This is a genomic window from Modestobacter sp. VKM Ac-2977, assembly GCF_026968045.1.
Classification (GTDB): domain Bacteria; phylum Actinomycetota; class Actinomycetes; order Mycobacteriales; family Geodermatophilaceae; genus Modestobacter.
Window position 1 is genome coordinate 231,436 of the sequence record NZ_JAPVBQ010000002.1, and the last position, 18,505, is coordinate 249,940.

General features: G+C 73.3%; 17 protein-coding genes. 9 read left to right on the top strand and 8 right to left on the bottom strand.

Translation table 11 applies throughout. The annotated features are described in order from the left end of the window. Positions 1-42 precede the first annotated feature (42 nt). Both O2V63_RS08720 and O2V63_RS08725 read right to left on the bottom strand, forming a co-directional pair. Positions 43-816, bottom strand: a complete 774-nt coding sequence (locus O2V63_RS08720) for an ABC transporter permease (RefSeq protein ID WP_269167146.1) — start codon at positions 814-816, stop codon at positions 43-45. Beyond that, entirely contained in the window at positions 813-1,772 is a 960-nt protein-coding gene (locus O2V63_RS08725) for an ABC transporter ATP-binding protein (protein ID WP_269167147.1), read from the bottom strand. Before O2V63_RS08725 ends, O2V63_RS08720 begins: the two co-directional genes overlap by 4 nt. A gap of 152 nt (positions 1,773-1,924) precedes the next feature. Between O2V63_RS08725 and O2V63_RS08730 the strand changes: the two genes are divergently transcribed. Next, the gene (locus tag O2V63_RS08730) at positions 1,925-2,656 is read left to right on the top strand and encodes a hypothetical protein (RefSeq protein ID WP_269167148.1); all 732 of its coding nucleotides are present in this window, start codon (positions 1,925-1,927) and stop codon (positions 2,654-2,656) included. 39 nt (positions 2,657-2,695) lie between these two features. Here O2V63_RS08730 and O2V63_RS08735 read toward each other — a convergent pair whose 3' ends face one another. Then, a complete protein-coding gene (locus O2V63_RS08735; RefSeq protein WP_269167149.1) occupies positions 2,696-3,130 on the bottom strand; it encodes a MarR family winged helix-turn-helix transcriptional regulator in 435 nt (144 codons plus the stop codon). An 87-nt stretch (positions 3,131-3,217) separates the two neighbouring features. Here O2V63_RS08735 and O2V63_RS08740 point away from each other — a divergent pair, with 87 nt between their 5' ends. After that, complete coding sequence (locus O2V63_RS08740; RefSeq protein WP_269167150.1) at positions 3,218-4,087, top strand: nucleoside-diphosphate sugar epimerase; 870 nt, start codon at positions 3,218-3,220, stop codon at positions 4,085-4,087. 130 nt (positions 4,088-4,217) lie between these two features. Beyond that, positions 4,218-4,889: a class I SAM-dependent methyltransferase gene (locus O2V63_RS08745; RefSeq protein WP_269167151.1), complete on the top strand. Its 672-nt coding sequence runs from the start codon at positions 4,218-4,220 to the stop codon at positions 4,887-4,889. A gap of 294 nt (positions 4,890-5,183) precedes the next feature. Here O2V63_RS08745 and O2V63_RS08750 read toward each other — a convergent pair whose 3' ends face one another. Next, on the bottom strand, positions 5,184-6,758 hold the full coding sequence (locus O2V63_RS08750; RefSeq protein WP_269167152.1) for a phospholipase D-like domain-containing protein: 1,575 nt from the start codon (positions 6,756-6,758) through the stop codon (positions 5,184-5,186). Between the two features lie 190 nt (positions 6,759-6,948). Between O2V63_RS08750 and O2V63_RS08755 the strand changes: the two genes are divergently transcribed. Continuing rightward, entirely contained in the window at positions 6,949-7,338 is a 390-nt protein-coding gene (locus O2V63_RS08755) for a hypothetical protein (RefSeq protein ID WP_269167153.1), read from the top strand. 160 nt (positions 7,339-7,498) lie between these two features. Here the strand turns inward: O2V63_RS08755 and O2V63_RS08760 are convergent, their stop codons facing one another. Further along, positions 7,499-8,077 carry a helix-turn-helix domain-containing protein gene (locus O2V63_RS08760; RefSeq protein ID WP_269167154.1) on the bottom strand — a complete coding sequence of 193 codons (579 nt, stop codon included), beginning with the start codon at positions 8,075-8,077 and terminating at the stop codon, positions 7,499-7,501. Positions 8,078-8,182: 105 nt separating this feature from the next. Between O2V63_RS08760 and O2V63_RS08765 the strand changes: the two genes are divergently transcribed. The 4 genes from O2V63_RS08765 to O2V63_RS08780 all read left to right on the top strand — a co-directional run bounded on the left by O2V63_RS08765 (position 8,183) and on the right by O2V63_RS08780 (position 13,273). Continuing rightward, positions 8,183-8,830 (top strand): trimeric intracellular cation channel family protein, encoded by a 648-nt coding sequence (locus O2V63_RS08765; RefSeq protein ID WP_269167155.1) that lies wholly within the window; start codon positions 8,183-8,185, stop codon positions 8,828-8,830. A 277-nt stretch (positions 8,831-9,107) separates the two neighbouring features. Beyond that, positions 9,108-11,069: a primary-amine oxidase gene (locus O2V63_RS08770; protein WP_269167156.1), complete on the top strand. Its 1,962-nt coding sequence runs from the start codon at positions 9,108-9,110 to the stop codon at positions 11,067-11,069. Next, positions 11,062-12,633, top strand: a complete 1,572-nt coding sequence (locus tag O2V63_RS08775; protein WP_269167157.1) for an APC family permease — start codon at positions 11,062-11,064, stop codon at positions 12,631-12,633. Before O2V63_RS08770 ends, O2V63_RS08775 begins: the two co-directional genes overlap by 8 nt. A gap of 40 nt (positions 12,634-12,673) precedes the next feature. After that, on the top strand, positions 12,674-13,273 hold the full coding sequence (locus O2V63_RS08780) for a TetR/AcrR family transcriptional regulator (protein WP_269163204.1): 600 nt from the start codon (positions 12,674-12,676) through the stop codon (positions 13,271-13,273). A 36-nt stretch (positions 13,274-13,309) separates the two neighbouring features. Here O2V63_RS08780 and O2V63_RS08785 read toward each other — a convergent pair whose 3' ends face one another. Beyond that, positions 13,310-13,606, bottom strand: coding sequence for a winged helix-turn-helix domain-containing protein (locus O2V63_RS08785; RefSeq protein WP_269167158.1), 297 nt, complete (start codon positions 13,604-13,606; stop codon positions 13,310-13,312). Beyond that, the gene (locus O2V63_RS08790) at positions 13,603-14,643 is read right to left on the bottom strand and encodes a TerC family protein (protein ID WP_269167159.1); all 1,041 of its coding nucleotides are present in this window, start codon (positions 14,641-14,643) and stop codon (positions 13,603-13,605) included. The genes O2V63_RS08785 and O2V63_RS08790 overlap by 4 nt, the downstream gene beginning before the upstream one ends. A 313-nt stretch (positions 14,644-14,956) precedes the next feature. On the opposite strand from O2V63_RS08790, the gene O2V63_RS08795 reads away from it, so the two are divergent. After that, the gene (locus O2V63_RS08795) at positions 14,957-15,592 is read left to right on the top strand and encodes a CBS domain-containing protein (RefSeq protein ID WP_269167160.1); all 636 of its coding nucleotides are present in this window, start codon (positions 14,957-14,959) and stop codon (positions 15,590-15,592) included. 125 nt (positions 15,593-15,717) lie between these two features. Here the strand turns inward: O2V63_RS08795 and O2V63_RS08800 are convergent, their stop codons facing one another. After that, positions 15,718-18,309 carry a SpoIIE family protein phosphatase gene (locus tag O2V63_RS08800; protein WP_269167161.1) on the bottom strand — a complete coding sequence of 864 codons (2,592 nt, stop codon included), beginning with the start codon at positions 18,307-18,309 and terminating at the stop codon, positions 15,718-15,720. Between the last annotated feature and the right edge of the window lie 196 nt (positions 18,310-18,505).

Below are 18,505 nucleotides of genomic sequence, written 5' to 3' on the forward strand. Positions count from 1 at the left end.
CTCCCCTCCACGGAGCTACTGCCAGAGCTCACTGCCCAGACCTCACTGCCAGCGGAAGCATCGCACCGCCAGGACCGACAGCACGACGGCCCAGCCGGCGACGACCAGCACCTGCAGCAGGGTCGGCAGCTCTCCGGCCTGGGCCCGGTCCAACGCCAGCGCTGCGGCACCGGTCGGCGTCGCGGCCACGACGTCGCGGACCAGCCCGCTCATCGCGCTCACCGGGTACCAGACACCGGCGGTGAACATGAGCGGGAAGAAGACGACGGTGCCCACGGTGGAGGCGGCCCGGGAGGAGGGCGCCGTCCCGGACACCAGCGCCCCGATGCCGAGGACGGCGACCAGGGCGAGCAGGTAGGCCAGCGCCCAGGCCGGCAGGGCGGCGGGCAGCGGGACGCCGAACGCCAGCCGGCCGACGGCGAGCACGAGGACCACCGACACCAGCACCGCGGCCGCGTGCAGGGCGACCTGCGCACCGAGCACGTGCGCGGCCCGGGCCGGGGTGGTGGCGATCCGGCGCAGCACCTGGCGTTCCCGGTAGGCGCTGATCACCGCCGGCATCGCCGTGACCCCGGCCATGATCGCGGCCAGCAGGCAGGACACCGGCACGTAGGCGGCCACGAAGCTGACCCCGCCGAACTCCGCGGACGGCTCGTCGAACCCCGGGACGAGGCCGAGCACGACCAGCAGCAGGGTGGGGAACAGCAGGATCCAGAACAGCGAGCCGGGCTCGCGCAGGAACAGCCGGGCCTCGGTGGCCAGGACGGCCCGGCCCGGGCGGGCCCGACGGCTGCTGGTGGTCCGGGTGGCGGTCACGCGGACTCCTGCAGGGTGGGCGCGGCATCTCGGCGGGGCAGGGCGGGGGCGACATCGGGACGGCGGACGAGGTCGAGGTAGGCGTCGTCGAGGGTGGTGGCGGAGACCCGCAGGCCGACCGGCTCCACACCGCGGGCCTGCAGTGCGTGGAGCACCGCGAGGACGCCGTCGTCGGTGCCGACGACCTCGAGCCGGTCACCGCGCCGTTCGACCCCACCGACGCCGGGCAACCCGGACAGCGCCGCCGCGGGGAGGACGTCGGCGGGAGCGGTGAAGGACATGAGCGTCGAGTTCGCCGAGCGGGCGACCACCTGCTCGGGCGTCCCCTCGGCGACGACGCGGCCGGCGGCCATGACGGCGATCCGGTCGCAGAGCTGCTGGGCCTCCTCCATCAGGTGGGTGACCAGCACGACGGTGGTGCCGCCGTCGCGGACCTCGCGCACCAGCTGCCAGGTGTCCCGGCGGGCCTCCGGGTCCAGCCCGGTGGTCAGCTCGTCGAGCAGCACCACCCGGGGCCGGCCGACGAGGGCGGTGGCGATCGCCAGGCGCTGCTGCTGGCCACCGGAGAGGTGGGCGTACCGGGTGTCCGCGACCTGCCGCAGGCCGAGGCGCTCGAGGAGCTCGCCCGGATCAGCGGGGTCGTCGTGGAAGGCGGCCACCATGGCCACCGCCTCACCGGCGGTGAGCTTGGCCTGCAGCCCGGAGCTCTGCAGCTGCACGCCCAGCACGCGGGTGACGGCGCGACGGTCCTGCCAGGGCACGTGCCCGGCCACGCGGACCGTGCCGTGGTCGGGACGGGTGAGCCCGGCCATGCACTCGACCGTCGTCGTCTTGCCGGCGCCGTTGGGCCCGAGCACGCCGACGATCTCGCCGTCGTGCACGTCGAGGTCCACCTGCTCGACGGCCACGGCGGAGCGGTACGTCTTGCGGAGGTCGCGGACCTCGATCAGTGGCATGGCACGACACTGGCAACGGCGCCGCGCCGTGCCATCGACCGACCGGCTGGACCCACCTCCACCGATCGGCGCCGGTGGACGGTCCGGGAACCGGCGGGCGCCGTGGGGACGTTGTCCCGGGAGCCGGCACACCGCCCTGGACGAGGAGCGCCATGACCACCCCGCTGCCGACCGGCCCCGCCGAAGCCCTGGACGTGCGGGCCGACGAGGAGCTGACCTGGCTGCTCTCGCTGGACCCCACGGTGATCGCCGTCCTCGGTGGCGTGCTGCTGACGTTCCTGCTGATCGCCGTCCTCGCCGGGTGGCTGGTCGTCCGGCGGGTCCGGCGCAGCCCACTGGTGGCCCGGAGCCGCGAGATCGCCGCACGCAGCCGTGAGCTGGGCATGCAGGGCGCCACCGCCGTCGCGGCCCGCCGCCTGCCCCCGGGGCAGCGGCGCTCCTGTGCGGAACTGCAGCTCGAGGTCTGCCGCGCCCGGGATCGGCTGCGTCGCCAGGTGGCGACCGCGCAGGCCGCCGGCGCCCACCTCGGCGAGATACCGGACCTGCTGCCGTCGCTGGAGGCCGAGGGCAGTCGGTTGGAGCAGCGCCTGCGGCAACGGGCGCTGGTGCCCGAGCCGACCGCCCGGGACGACCTGGAGCCGGAGGCCCGGGCCTACCTGGACACGCTCGCCGACGTCTGCGACGCGGTCCAGCAGGCGGAGCGGGTGGCCTCCGCGGCCAGGCGGCCGACCAGCGAGGTCGCCGATGCGGTCACCGCGCTGCGGGCGCACACCACCGCCTACGAGGAGCTCACCGCCCCGCCGGTGGCGCCTCCGCTTCCTCAGCCACCGGCCGGAGCGCCCACCCAGGACCAGCCGCTGCGTACGGAGGACCGGGCTCGCTGAGTCTGCGGATCAGCGTCCTCGGTCCGGGTCGGCCGGTGCTCAGCTCCCGGCACCGCCGTCTCCAGGCGGCGCCGACATCGTGGCCAGCAGCGCGGACAACTGCCGCTGCTCCTCTCCCGTCAGGCGGCCGAGCCGGTCGGCGGGGAAGTCGAAGGACCGCCGGACGGCGCGGTGCTCGCGGCGCCCGGCCGGGGTGATCGAGACCTGCTTGACGCGCCGGTCCGCCGGGTCGGGCACCCGGGTCACCAGTCCGCGGGCCTCCAGCCGGGCGACGAGCTGGGTGACGTTGGACGGGTCGCAGAGCAGCTCGACGGCGAGCTCCCCCATCGACCGCTCCCCCGTGGTCAGCTGGCCGAGCAGGCAGGCCTGCGCAGCGCTCAACCCGACCGCCTGCGCCGCGCGGTCGTACGCCGCGTCGTAGGCGTACACGAAGTCCCACATCTGCTGCTGCAGCGTGCTCGCGTCGTCTGCCACGGCGCCCAGGTTACTTGATGGACTGAAGTAGTCGTGCCACCATGACGGCAGGAACTTGAGTGACTCAAGCAATTGGAGGAGATCCCCATGTCGGTCGAACACGCAGGCACGACGACGACCCGCGTCCTCGTCACCGGGGTGCGCGGGAAGACCGGCGCCCCGCTGGCGGAGCTGCTCGTCGCCCGGCCGGGCGTCGAGGTGCTCGGCGGCAGCAGCGCCCCGGAGACGGTGGACGTCGCCGGGGTCCGGCCGACCGAGTTCTCCTGGGACCGGCCGGACGGCTGGCCCGCGGCGACCGACGGCGTCGACGCGCTCTACGTCGTCCGGCCCGATCGTGCGGACGCGCCGGAGCTGATCGGGGCGCTCCTCGAGGTGACGCCACCCCGGGCGCACGTCGTCCTGCTGTCGGAGCAGGATGCCGACTCCACCGGGCCGGCCGGGTGGGCGCCGGCGGCCGAACGCGCGGTGCGCACCGGCGGCCACAACTGGACGGTGCTGCGGCCGAGCTGGTTCATGCAAGTGCTCACCGACCCACGCTTCTACCTCGACCAGCTCACCGACACCGGCGAGCTGCCGTTCGCCAGTGGGGGCGCGAGCCTTGCGTGGATCGACGCCCGGGACATCGCCGCCGTGGCCGAGCGTGCCCTGCTCGGCGAGGGGCACGCCGGCCAGGTGTACGAGCTCACCGGTCCGGCGGCGCTCTCGCTGCCCCGCACCGCAGAGCTGATCTCCCGGGCCACCGGGCGTCCCATGGCCCACCGGGAGATCACCATCGACGAGGCGCTGGCCGGGACCGAGGGCTTCGAGCGGGAGATCACCGCGGTGACGTTCGAGCGCGTGCAGGCCGGCAGCTTCGCCGTCGTGACCGATGCCGTCCAGCGCGTGACGGGGCGTCCGGCCCGAACGCTGGAGACCTTCCTCGCCGACGCAGTACCCGTCCTGCGGCGCGCCACCTGACCCCGACCCGAACCGCTGCCCCGCTCGAACGCGCCCACACCGATCCATTGCTGTTTCGGCAAGGGTCTTTGCGTCCTTGTCCGATCTGGGGCCATCGTGGCCAGGGCACACCGACGGGGAGGACCTGGACATGTCCGATCAGGCCGTACGACGAGAGGGCGGCGACCAAGCCGGCCACGACTTCGACGAGGCGTACTGGGAACAGCACTGGCAGGACCCGGCGGCCGGGCCCGGGGCGACGAGCAGCATCCCGCCGAACCCGCACCTGGCCCGCGAGGCCGGCGGCCTGGTGCCGGGGACGGCCCTGGACGCGGGCTGCGGCGCGGGTGCCGAGGCGCTGTGGCTCGCCGCGCACGGCTGGCAGGTCACCGCCGCCGACATCTCGACCGCGGCCCTGGCCCGCGCCGCTGACCGGGCGGCATCGAGCGGGGTAGCCCAGCGCGTGCGGTGGCTGCAGGCCGACCTGAGCACCTGGGCGCCGGACACGCAGTTCGACCTGGTCACGACCTCCTACGCCCACCCGGCGATGCCACAGCTGGAGTTCTACGACCGGATCGCCGGATGGGTGGCCCCCGGCGGCACCCTGCTCATCGTCGGGCACCTGCACGCCCACGCCGCCCACGTGGAGGGCCACCATCCCCCCGCGGAGGCATCGGTCACTGCCGCCGTCGTCGCCGCGCGGCTCGGCGACACCGCGTGGGACGTCGTCACCGCCGAGGAGCTGCACCGCACGCTCACCGCACCCGACGGCCGTGAGGTCGGGCTCCACGACGTCGTCGTCCGCGCCACCCGGCGCGCCTGACCAGTTCCCGGAAGCGGGGGCACCCCGCGGACGACTCAGCCCCCACGGCAGGCACGCCGTGGGGGCTGGGTCACGTCAGACCGGCGGAGCCGGTCGAGTCGCTCAGTTCGTGCGACGGCGGCCGGTGAGACGGCCGAGGAGTCGCTTGAGCAGGTTCGCCTTGATCAGTCCGGACACGATCCCCATGTCGGTTCCTCCTCTGGGTCGAGTGGACCAGGCACTACCCAGCATCGGCCCCGTCCATGTCCCGGCCTGCGCAGACGTCGGCCGGCGCGGTCGACGCCGGCCGCACGGTCAGGCGCGCACGCGGCTGCGCGGCCGACGGCGGCGGGCGAAGAACCGCTCGACCCGGCGCCACCGGTTCGGCGTCTTCTCCCGGTCCATCACCTCGGACTCGGCGAGCACGCGGTCGACCGCACCGAGCTCCGGCGGCTCGAACACCACCAGCGAGCGGCCGGTCGGCCGGCGCAGCCGCTCGATGCCGCGCACGAGCGAGCCGGTGTCGGTGATCGCGGCGGCGACCTCGTCGGGCGTGCACCCCAGGTGCTCGGCCAGCAGCCGGTGCCGGAAGTCGATGATGGTCGCGGCCACCCGGTCGGCCCCCGGCTGTCCCTCCACCGCCTCGATCGCGAGGTCGCACTCGGTGTCCAGGCCCATCGACCGGTTGTTCAGGTTGCTGGAACCCAGCCGCAGCAGGCGGTCGTCGATGACGGCCACCTTGGCGTGCACGTAGATGGGCTCGCGCTGCTCGGTCACCGGACAGTAGAGCCGGAACCGGTCGTGGACGTCCGCTTCGCGGATCAGCTCCAGCAGCCGGGCGCGCGCCGTGCCCATCGCCTTCTCCGAGAGCCAGCCGTCGGCGGTCCACGGGTTGAGCACGACGACGTCGGGGCCGTCGGGTTCGCGCAACCGCTCGGCGATCGCCTCGGCGATCCGGCGGCTGGCGAAGTACTGGCTCTCCACGTAGATCGAACGACGGGCCGCGGCGATGCCGGCGAGCCACAGCAGCTCGATCTCGTGGACGAGGTCCGCGCCGTCGTGCTCCGGGCGGGTGCGGGAGATCGCGACGTCGACGTCGGTGAGCAGCGGCTCGACCTCCTCGGGCCAGCACTCCCGCCTCTCCGGCAGCGGCTCGAGCCGCTCCCCGGTGCCGCTCTCCCACCGCGTGCGGGCGAGCTCGGCGACGGCGCGAGCGGCGGGCCCGGTCAGCATGCTGGTCGCGTCGTGCCACGGCCCGGCGAGCCGGCCCTCCGCGCGTCCGGCGGCCGGCGACCGTCGGTGCGGGTTGGTGTCGGCGTGGTCGGAGGTGTCCCAGCGGTCGGCGGTGACGTCGATGCCGCCGGTGAAGGCCAGGCAGTCGTCGACGACCACGATCTTCTGGTGGTGCGCGCCCCCGACCGGGTGGTGGGTGTCGATGGCCAGGGTGAGGCGGTCGGAGGTGCGCCGGTCCAGCAGCACGATCGGCTGCAGCCCCCGGCCGAGCGCGCGCAGCATGCCCAGGTCCCACTGGAGGACCCCGATCTCCAGCTGCGGGTTCTGCTCCACCGCCTGCTCGAGCACGGCCCCGAGCCGGTCGTCCTTCGGCCGGCCACCGGCCAGCGGGTCCAGGCGGATCCGCGGGTCGAAGTCCCAGCCGATGAACAGCACCCGCCGCTCGGCGCGCAGCACGGCCCCCTTGAGGGTGGCGAAGTACTCGGCCGCGTCGACGAAGACGGCGAAGCGGGTGGCCCGCTCGATCCGCCAGCAGGTCTCCCCGGGGATCAGCAGGGGCGCGCCCTGCTCCGGCGGTCCGGCGTCCCCGCCACGAGGGGCGGGGAGCCCGACGCCAGGGTCGGTGTCGGGGTCGGTCGTCGCCTGGCCGTCGTCCATCACGTCGGGAGTGTGCCCGTCGTCCCGCACGGCACCAAGGACCGACTCCCTCGAACCGGGGACACGGCTGCGCTGCGAACCCGTCCCCCGGCAGCGGAACTCAGCTGCTGATCGGCCCGTCGGCTGGGAGGGTGCTCCCGACCGGATGCGGCGGAACCGTGGACCACACCGGGAGAGTCAGGGAGGACCGATGGACGGGAAGACCGGCTCCACGGACGACGCCCGGTCGCTGCGCGCAGCCCTGCGCACGGAGCTCGTGGCCGCGATGAAGGCCCGCCGGGCCGACGCCGTCGCCGCGCTCCGCAGTGCCCGGGCCGCGATCGACAACGCCGAGGCCGTCGTCGCGCCAGGGACCGCGACCGGGTCCACGAGCGCACACCTCGCCGGCAGCCGGACCGGGGTCGGTTCGACCGAGGCCGACCGCCGCGCCCTGTCCCTCGGGGACGTCCGCGCCCTGCTGCGCGCGGAGATCACGGAGCGGCGGACCGAGGCCGACCGCTACGACGCCCTCGGTCAGCACGAGGCCGCCGGCCGGCTCCGGCGCGAGGCCGAGGTGCTCGACCACCACGCCGACGGATGACCGCACGTCTCCGTGTCGCCGCCGGGGTCAGCCGGCGGCGGCGCGCACGACGACGTGACCGGCCGGCTGAGCGGCCAGCTGGGTCGCCGAGACTGCCAGGATCGTCGATCGCTGCACCATGCCTCCGCACGGTGGGGCGACCGGGCGGTCCAGCGACGGCTCAGCTCAGCTGGTTGATCCGGATCCGGTTGCCCGTCGGATCGCGGAAGGCGCAGTCCCGGACGCCGTAGTCCTGGTCCGTCGGCTCCTGGAGCACCTCGGCGCCACTCGCCTCGATCTTGCCGAAGGTGCCGTCGAGGTCGTCGGTGCCCAGGGTGAGGGCGGCGTAGTTCCCCTTGGCGATCAGCTCCAGGACGGTGCGGCGCTCGTCGTCGGTGATGGTGGGGTCGGCGGCCGGCGGGTGCAGGACGACGGAGGTCTGCGGCTGTCCGGGCGGGCCGACGGTGATCCAGCGCATGTCCTCGTAGCCGACGGCGAAGCAGACCTCGGTCACGCTGAGGTCGCCCCGCCGCAGCAGGGTCATGCCCCGCTCGATCCGCCGGGTCATCAGGTAGGCGTAGGGCGACTCGCCGTAGGCCCGCTTGAACTCCCGGCTCAGGTGCCCGGCCGACACGTGCACCCCGCGGGCGAGCGCGTCGACGTCGAGTGGCTGGGCGTACTCGCGGTCGATCCGGTCCCGGACCCGGCGCAGCAGCACCAGGTCCGCCAGACGCTGCTCGGAGACGGGGCCACCGGCCATGACCAAGATCGTAGGGACGTGCCGGGACGGCACAAGCCCCCCGGCACAGGAGGTCGCGGTGGCCCCACCGCAGCGGGTCGGGCGGGTGTTGGTAGAAAGCGGCCGGTGAGCACCGAGGCGACGCTGTTGCTCACCCTCGACCTCGTCGGGACGTTCGCCTTCGCGCTGAACGGTGCGCTGACCGCACTGCGGGTGACCCGGCTCGACATCGTCGGCGTCGTCACGCTGGGGATGACCACGGCCCTCGGCGGCGGGATCATCCGGGACGTCCTGCTCGGCAGCCTGCCGCCGGCGACGTTCAGCGACTGGCGCTACCTGGCGGTGGCCGCCGTCGGCGGGCTGGTGGCCTTCGTCTTCGGGCCCGGGCTGGACCGGCTGAACACCCCGATCACGGTCCTGGACGCCGCAGGGCTGAGTCTCTTCGCGGTCACCGGCGCCGCCAAGGCCCTCGCCCTGGGGCTCGGCCCGGCGCAGGCGGTGCTGCTCGGTGCCCTCACCGGGGTGGGTGGCGGCACGCTGCGCGACGTCCTGATCGGGCAGGTGCCGTCGGTGTTCCGCAGCGGGCTGTACGCGATCCCGGCGCTGCTCGGGGCGACGGCCACCGTGGTGGTCATCCGGCTCGACGCGTACGGGGTGGCCACCGCCGTCGGCGCGGCGGTCCTCTGCTTCACCGTCCGGATGCTCGGCGTCCGGTTCGGGTGGAACGCCCCGATGCCCCGGACGCCACGCGCGCAGCGCCCGCTCGGCGACTGACCACGCGGGGCCCGCCACCGCAGGGGTCCCGCGGCTGGACGAGGTCCGGAGCCGCAGCGCTGTCGCGCGGGACGTCACCGTGACACGACACCGTGGCACGACACCCCGGCACCGGAGCGCCCCACGAGGGCCGGCGGGGACGACTTGACGAGAACGTCACACCCAGGGTCTTCCGAGGAAACGTGACCTGGGGCACTCTGTCCGCCACACCGCGCGGCCACTCCCCTCGTCGCGCACCCGCATTCGTCAACATCCGTAGACGTTCCGAGGTGCAGCCATGACCACCACCCAGCTCCAGCTGACCCATCCGCTGGACCCCGTCCAGTCCGAGGAGATCGAGGAGGTCCGGCGGGTCACCGCCGCGGCCGGCCTGGTCGCCGACAGCACCCGGTTCGTGTACGTCGGCCTGCAGGAACCGCCCAAGCAGGAGGTGCTGGCGCACCGTCCCGGGCAGCCGGTCGCCCGGTGCTTCCGGGTCCTGCTGCTGGACCTGGCCTCCCAGGTCTCCCAGGACGTCGTCGTCGACACGACCGCCGGCGAGGTCGTCTCGGCCGTCGAGCTGGACACCGCCACTTCCGGCCAGCTCCCGGTGCTGGACGAGGAGTTCGAGCTGGTCGAGCAGCTGCTGTCCACCGACGAGCGGTGGCTGGCCGCCCTGGCGGCCCGGGACCTGGACGTCGCCCACGTGCGGGTGGCCCCCCTGTCGGCCGGCGCCTACGCGGAGTACCCGGACGAAGCGGGGCGGCGGGTGCTGCGCGGCCTGGCGTTCCTGCAGGAGACGCCGACGGACTCCGCCTGGGCACACCCGATCGACGGGCTGGTGGCCTACGTCGACACGATCAACCGGGTCGTCGACCAGGTGATCGACACCGGCGCCGTCCCGGTGCCCACCGGCTCGGGCAACTACGACGACCCGGCGGTCAGCGGCCCGCCGCGGACCACGCAGAAGCCGATCGAGATCACCCAGCCCCAGGGGTCCAGCCTGACCCTGGAGGGCAACCTGCTCACCTGGGAGAAGTGGTCGCTGCGCGTCGGCTTCGACACCCGCGAGGGCCTGGTGCTGCACCAGATCGGGTTCGACGAGGGCACCGGCGTGCGGCCCGTCGTCTACCGGGCCTCGATCGCCGAGATGGTCGTCCCCTACGCCGACCCCTCCCCCGTGCGCTCCTGGCAGAACTACTTCGACACCGGCGAGTACCTGGTCGGCCGCTACGCCAACGCCCTCGAGCTCGGTTGCGACTGCCTCGGCGACATCACGTACCTCGACGCCGTCATCGCCGACGAGCAGGGCAACCCCCGCACGCTGCCCAACGCGGTCTGCATCCACGAGGAGGACTTCGGGATCCTGTGGAAGCACACCGACCTGTGGAGCGGCTCGCAGCAGACCCGGCGCCAGCGGCGGCTGGTCGTCTCCTTCTTCACCACCGTGGGCAACTACGACTACGGCTTCTACTGGTACCTCTACCTCGACGGCACGATCGAGTTCGAGGCCAAGGCCACCGGCGTCGTCTTCACCTCCGCGCACGCCGGCGGCGACTACGCGTACGCCTCGCAGGTCGCCCCGGGGCTGGGTGCCCCGCTGCACCAGCACCTGTTCAGCGCCCGGCTGGACATGACGGTCGACGGCATCGCCAACCGGGTCGACGAGGTGGACGTCGTCCGGCTGCCGATGGGGCCGGACAACCAGCGCGGCAACGCGTTCACCACCTCCTGCACCACCCTGGCCACCGAGTCCGCGGCCCAGCGCGATGCGTCCCCGGCCACCAACCGGGTGTGGCACATCGTCAACCCCGAGCGGCTCAACCACGTCGGCCAGCCCGTCGGGTACGCCCTGTTCCCGGAGGGCCTGCCGACGCTGCTGTCGGACCCGGACTCCTCGATCGCCCGGCGGGCGGCGTTCGCCACCCGACACCTGTGGGTCACCCGCTACGACCCCGCCGAGCGCTACTCGGCCGGGGACTTCGTCAACCAGCACAGCGGGGGCTCCGGGCTGCCGGAGTACGCCGCGGCCGACCGGGACATCGACGGCCAGGACCTGGTGGTCTGGCACACCTTCGGGCTCACCCACGTGCCCCGGACGGAGGACTGGCCGATCATGCCGGTCGACTACACCGGGTTCCGGCTCAAGCCGTTCGGCTTCTTCGACCGCAACCCCACGCTCGACGTGCCGGCCTCGACCTCCGCGCACTGCGCGGGCGGCGCCGCCTCCTGCTCGACCACGGAGGCCTCCGGTGAGTGAGCGCCCGACCACCTCGAACGGCGCGACCGCGCTGACCTCCCCCGGTGAGCCGGCCGGGCGGGGCCGCGACGGCGAGCAGCTGAAGTCCGGCCGGCTCGGCGTCCTCGGCATCGTCTTCTTCGTCGTCGCCGCCGCGGCCCCGCTGGTCGGCATGACCGGCGCCGTGCCGGTGGCCATCGCGGCCGGCAACGGCGCCGGCGCCCCGGGCGCCTACGTCGCCGTCGGGATCGTGCTCATGGTGTTCGCCTCCGCCTTCTCGGCGATGAGCCGGGTGGTGACCAACACCGGGGCGTTCTTCGCCTACGTCGGCCGCGGCCTGGGCCTGTCCGCCGGCGTCGGCTCGGCGTTCGTCTCCGTGTTCGCCTACCTGACCATCCAGCTGGCGGTCTACGGGTTCTTCGGCGGTCTGATGGCCGGGCAGATGGACGCCACCTTCGGCATCGACGCCCCCTGGTGGCTGTGGACGCTCGCCGCCTGGGCGCTGGTGCTCGCCCTCTCGGTGGTCAGCGTCGACGTGGGCGCCAAGGTCCTCGGCACGCTGATGGTGCTCGAGCTGCTCAGCCTGGCCGTCGTCGCCGTCGCCGTCATGCTCGAGGGCGGCGGCCCCGACGGGGCGAACCTGGTCGAGTCCTTCGCCCCGCAGAACGTCTTCGTCGGCGGCCTGGCCGGGTCGGCCGGCATCGCGCTCGCTTTCGCGTTCGCCTCCTACATCGGCTTCGAGGCCACCGCGATCTACGGCGAGGAGAGCAAGGACCCCGAGCGCACCGTGCCGCGGGCCACCTACGCCGCGGTCGGGCTGATCACCGTCATCTTCGCGGCCGCCTCCTGGGCCGTGGTGAGCGGACTGGGCACCGACGACGTCGTCGCCCGGGTGCTCGAGGAGTCCTCGGTGGACGGCGTGCCGCTGGCCGACCCGGCCGCGGTGCTGTTCTCCGTCGCCGCCAGCTACGTCGGCGACTGGCTGTCCACGGTGATGAGCTGGCTGGTCCTCTCCAGCCTGTTCGCCGGGCTGCTGGCCTTCCAGAACTGCAGCGCCCGCTACTTCTTCTCCCTGGGCCGGGCCGGGGTCTTCCCCGGGGCGCTGCAGAGCACCAACCGGCACGGCGCCCCCGGCATCGGGGCGATCGTGACCAGCGTCCTCACCGGCGCGGTCATCGTGGTCTTCGCCCTCGCCGGCCTGGACCCGGTGCTCAACCTCTTCTACTGGTCCTCCGGGATGGCGGTCATCTCCGTCGTGCTGGTGGAGATCCTCGTCTGCCTGGCCGTCCTGGTGCACTTCCGCGGGACGGGGCGCGGGGGCCACTGGTGGTCGACGCTGGCCGCGCCCGTGCTCGCCGCCCTCGGCCTGGCCACCGGGCTCTACCTGCTGATCGGCCGGTTCGGCCTGCTGGCCGGCACCGTCCCCGAGGGAGTCGACCCGGCCGTGACGGCCTGGCAGCTCAGCGCCACCGGCTGGACGCTGGTGCTGCTGCCGTTCGTGCTGTTCCTGGTCGGGCTGGTGGTCGGTGCGGTGCTCTCCCGGAACGCCGACCAGCGCCCGGCGCTCCGCGACGTCGTGGGGTGACCGATGCTCCTCTGAGCACCCCCCGTCCCCGAGGAGCCCCATGCCGAAGATCGTCGACCACGCCGCCCGCCGCACCGAGATCATCGAGGCGGTGTGGTCGCTGATCGTCCGCAAGGGGTTCATCGCGGTCACCATGCGGGAGCTGGCCGCGGAGGCCGGGTACGCCAACGGTGCGCTTGCCCGGTACTTCCCGGACAAGGACGCCGTGCTCCGGGCGGCGTTCCAGCGGGCGTTCGACGCCACGAACGAGCGGGCCCGTGCCGCGATCGGTGACGGCGGCGGGCTCACCGCGTTCCGGCTGCTGTGCCTGGAGATCATGCCGCTGGACGAGGTCCGGCTCGCCGAGGCCCGGGTGGTGATCGGCTTCTGGGACTACGCCGCCGGCCAGCCGGAGCTCGTGGAGTTCTACGACAGCGCCATGGAGACCTGGCGCGAGGAGATGCGGATGTACCTGGGCCAGGCCCGGGCCGCCGGCGAACTGGTACCGGGCCGGCCGCACGACCGGATCGTCGACGCGGTGCTCGCGCTGACCATGGGGATGCAGATCAACGCCTGCTTCTCCCCCCGCCACAACACCCCGGAACGCCAGACGGCCGTGCTCGAGGACTTCCTCGCCACGATCAGCCGCCCGGCGTCCTGAGCCGCCGCCCCAGCACCCGCGTGGGTGCTGGGGCGGTCAGCTCGACGGCGGTGGGCCGCCGAAGATGGCCAGCAGTTCGTCCACCTCGTGCGCCGCAGCCGCCGGGTGCCGGAACGGCTGGTGCGGCTGCACGGTGTAGTGCGTGCGGCGGCCGACCCGCGTCCGCCGCACGTACCCGGTGTCCTCCAGGTCGCGGAGGATCGCCAGCGCAGCGCGGGGCGAGATGCCCACCTGCGCGGCGATCTCCGCGACCCGCAGGTCGGGGGCGCCGGCGACGGCCAGCAGGACGTGCCCGTGGTTGGTCAGGAACGTCCACCGCCGCTCACCGGTCATCGCCCGCCGTGCCCCTCTCCCGTCGCGTCCACCCGCCGCCGCCAGGTCGGCTCCAGCGCCGCCGTCTCCTCGGCCGAGGCGACCCGGAAGGGCGCAGCGGCCCCGGATGCCACCGGCGTCCGGCCCTGACCACGCGTCGCCCGCAGGCTGGCCACGACCGACACCCCGATGATCGTGGCGACGACGGCCAGCGAGATCGTCGTCGGCACGTAGAACAGGTCGACCTTCAGCATCATCTTGACCCCGACCCAGACCAGCACCAGCGCCAGCCCGGCCTTGAGGTACACGAACCGGTGCATCAGGTCGGCGAGCAGGAAGTACATCGCACGCAGACCCAGGACGGCGAAGGCGTTGGCGGTGAACACCAGGAACGGCTCGTCGGTGACCGCGAAGATCGCCGGGATCGAGTCGACCGCGAAGACGACGTCGGTGACCTCGATGACCACCAGCACGGCGAGCAGCGGCGTGGCGACCAGTCGGCCGCCCATCCGCACCACGAGGCGCTGGCCGTGGTACGCGTCGGTCATCGGCACGAAGCGGCGGAAGGCGCGCAGCGCCCGCGACCGCTCCGGGTCCAGGTGCTCGTTGCGCTGCCGGGCCATCCGGACGCCGGTGACCAGCAGGAACGCCGCGAAGACGTACAGCACCCAGCTGAAGCTGGCGATGAGCACCGAGCCGGCGGCGATGAAGATGCCGCGGAACACCAGGGCACCGAGGACGCCGAGGAAGAGCACCCGGTGCTGGTACTCCCGGGGCACGGCGAAGTACGTCAGCACGATCGCCCAGACGAACACGTTGTCCACGGCGAGCGACTTCTCGATCAGGTAGCCGGCGAAGTACTGCTGGCCGTACTCACTTCCGGCCTGCCACCAGACGACGGCGCCGAACGCGACGCCGAGCACCACCCAGACGGCCGACCAGCCGGCGGCCTCCCGCACGCCGATCACGTGGGCGTTCCGGTGGGCGAAGAGGTCGACGGCGAGCATGACGAGGATGACCGCCAGCACGGCGAGCCAGATCCAGAGGGGGACGTCCACAGGGCACCTTCCGGTCAGGTTGCGACCGGAGGTCTCCCCCGCTCCCGGACACCCGCCCAGGAGCTCCATCCCGCCGGGCCACGAGGGCCGTGCTGACGACGAGGTGGCGTCGGGGTACTCCCCTCCACGACGAGGACAAGTGAAGCAGAATTCACCTGTTGGCGCCAGCGCGGAGTGCCCGGCAGCTGGGCGAGCACGTCCCCGGTCGGGCCCGAGGACCCTGCCGGGACGCCGCCGACGGCTCTACCGTCGGGGACGCACCACCGAAGGACGCCGCTGGGGAACTGGAGGAGCCGTGCAGGTCAGGGACGTGATGACACACGAGGTGGTCACCGTGGGGCCGGACACCTCGGCGAAGTACGCGGCCGAGGTCATGGCCGAGCGGGGCTTCGCCGCCCTGCCAGTGGTCGGCGAGGACGGCGCCGTGGTCGGGATCGTCGCCGAGGCCGACGTCCTCCGGGACCGGCTGCCGCCCGACCCACGGCTCCACCTCCGCCGGTCACCCGTGCCCGACGCGCCACCGGCCCTGCTCGTGCGCGGGGTGATGACGACGTCGGTCCGCACGGTGCCGGTGACCGCGGACGTGTCCGACGTGGCGCGGTTGTTCGTCGACGCCCGACTGCGCAGCGTGCCGGTGCTGGACGGGGAACGGCTGGCCGGCATCGTCAGCCGCCGGGACCTGCTGCGCCCGCTGGCCCGCCCGGACGAGGAGATCCGCGCCGACGTGCTCCGGCTGGTGGAGAGCTACACGCACGAGACCGGCAGCTGGGCGGTGGAGGTCGCCGAGGGCATCGCGACCGTCCGACGGTCCCGCGGCGCCCCGGAGTCCGACGGCGAGCGGACCACCGTCGAGACCCTCGCCCGGACCGTCCCGGGCGTCGTGGCCGCGCGCGTGCTCACCGACGTCCTCGGCTCCGACACCGACCCAGGCAGCGCCACACCGCAGTGATCTCCGGGGGGGGGGCCCCGATGCGACGCCGAGCCCCGCACCTCCCGAGCAACGCGACTCCACGCGCTGAGACCGATGAGATCTCGCTCATCACCCACCAGTCCTGACGCCGCAAGGCGGCTGGGTCACTCGGCGGGGACGTTGGGCGGGATCCGGTGCGGCCCGGCCTCGGCCGGCCGCGGCCGGTCCTGTGGGTGCAGCCGGACGGCGATGAGAGCCACGTCGTCGTCCGGTGTGCCCGGGAGCATGCGCGCGAGGACCGTGTCGCACAGCTCGTCGAGGTCTGAGCCGGCGTGTTCGACCAGGACTGCCTGCAGCTGTGCGGTGCCCGTGTCGAGGTCCTGGTCTCGACGCTCGACCAGCCCGTCGGTGTACAGCAGGAGGATGCTGTCCCGCCCGACCTCGACCTGCGACTCCCGTCGCGCGGTGGACGGGTCGACGCCCAGCATCAGGTCAGCGCGGTCGTGGGCCAGGGTCTCCACGCGCCCATCTGGATGGATCACCATCGGTGGCGGATGCCCGGCGTTGGACCAGCGCACCCGGGTGGTGCCAGCTGCCCGTTCCTCGTCGGTCTGCTCCAGCCGGGCCACCGCGGCGGTGGCCAGGATGTGTGACTGCAGGGTCTCCATCACCTGGTCGGCCTGGCTCAGCACCGCGGCAGGTCCGTCGTGGTCATGGGCGCCCAGGGTGCGCACGATGGTGCGCAGCTGCCCCATCGCGGCGGCCGCTTCGGTGTCATGGCCGGCGACGTCCCCGATGGCGAGCACCACCGCCCCGTTGGGTTGGAGGAACGCGTCATAGAAGTCCCCACCGACCTGCGCGGCCAGGGAAGCCGGCACGTAACGCACCACGATCTGCCCGTGGTCGGGCTGCGGGGGTGCGGTGAGCAGGGACCGCTGCAGTCCCTCGGCCACGTCACGCTGCTGCCGGTACAGCCGGGCGTTGTCCAGCACCAGACCGGCGCGGTCGGCGATGTTCCGCGCGGTGACCAGGTCCTCGGGGGCGAACGCGCCACGGGCGGTGCCGTTGGCCAGGGTGAGCAGCCCCACCGGGCCGTCGCGCCCGGGCAATGGCAGGACGGCGACGGCCTCGGGGGCCAGGTCGGCGAGCAGGTCACGCACCGGGCCGGCAGTGATCATCGGCAGCACCTGCGCGGTCGCGCCGGAGTCGACGAGCTGCATCTGCCCGCTGGTCAGCGCGCGGACGAGGATGGAGTCGTCATCCAGCGAGCTCAGCCACGCCTCGGCGTAGGCGGAGGTGGTGTCCCGACGATCGGGGTCGGTGTGCCAGCACGCCGCCGTGCGCATCCCGCGACGGGAGCCGGCGGCCCGGTCGTCCTCGCTGCTGGTCACGATGCACCAGTCGGCGACCGCTGGGACGACCAACTGCGCCAGCCGCTGCGCGGCTTCATCGCCGTCCAGGGTCGCCGACAGGTCCTCGGTGATGCGGGACAGCAGCTGCTCCCGGGCAGCCACCTGCTCGGCCTGCTGCTGGGCCACCACGCGGGAGGTGATGTCGACGAAGTGCAGCACCAGACCCGACGGGCTGGGCACCGCTCTCACCTCCACCCAGATGTTCAGAGGTCTGGGGTAGTAGGCATCGAAGACGACCGGCTGTCCGGTGGCCGCGGCGGTCCGGTAGTTCCGATCGAAGACGCTCCCCACCCCGGCGGGGAACACCTCCCACATGTTCTGACCGAGCATCTGCCACCGCGGGAGGCCGAGGATGCGCTCGGCCTCACGGTTGACGTGGGTCATCACCCAGTCGGTGTCCAGTGCTATGAACCCGACAGCCATCTGGTCCACGATCTGCGCCGCCCGCTCCTGCGGCTCGCGGGTCGAGGTGCTGTCGTGCACGACGCCGACCAGCCGCCGACCCGACCCGCGGTCATCACCGAGCACCTCACCGCGGGCGGCGATCCACCGGTGCGAGCCGTCGGCCAGGGCGATGCGGTACTCCGCTTCGTAGGTGCCGCCGGCCTCGATGGCGTGCTGCACCCGGGCGACGACGTCGTCGACGTCGTCGGGGTGGACGTGGGCGTAGACGTCGTCGGGGCGACCGGAGAAGGAGGCCCGGTCCATCCCCGACAGCTCCAGCAGGCGGTCGTCGACGGTCAGTGCACCGACACCCAGGTCCAAGGCGAAGGTGCCCACCTGACCGGCGTCCAGAGCCAGCGTCCACACCGACCGGTCGGCGTCCTGCTCCGCCCGGAGCTCCCGCGCCTCGGCCGCGGCCACCGCGGTGCGGTGCTGGGCTTGGCGCAGCTGCAGCTCCGAGCTGCACGCCCCGGCCAGGTCGGTGAGCACCGCCAGGTCCTCGTCCGTCCACGTACGCGGCTCGCTGTCGATGGCGCACAACGACCCCACGACCACACCGTCGGCGTCGGTCAGCGGGATCCCGCCGTAGGCGACGACGTGGAGGTCGGGGATCGCCAGGTTGTCCGCGACCAGCGGGTCGATGCGAGCGTCGCCGATCACCAGCGGCTCGCCCGATCGGACCACGTGCTGGCAGAACGAGTGGCTCAGCGGAGTGCATCGCGTCGATTGCCAGGGTTCGGGCAGCCCGATCGCTCCGGGGAACACCTGCTCGTGCGCCGACACCATCGTGACCAGCGAGACCGGCACGCCCAGCTGCCGGCGGACCAGGCGGGCGAACCGCTCGAACGCCGGATCAGATGCCGCGGGTAGGGAGGAGATCAGAGGCAGCGAGCCGGTCACGCATCCCCTTCGCGGGCGGACACCCATCAGCCGACGTCCCGTCCAGTGGGCTTTGATGTTACCGGCACGATCAAGCCGCTGGACCGTCGGTCAGCAGGCCCGAAGGCCAGACCGCGCTTCCAGAAGGGCCCCACCGTCATCCAGGACGCCGCACCGGTGGTACTTGAGCAGGGGGGCTGGCCGAGAGCTCCGTGGT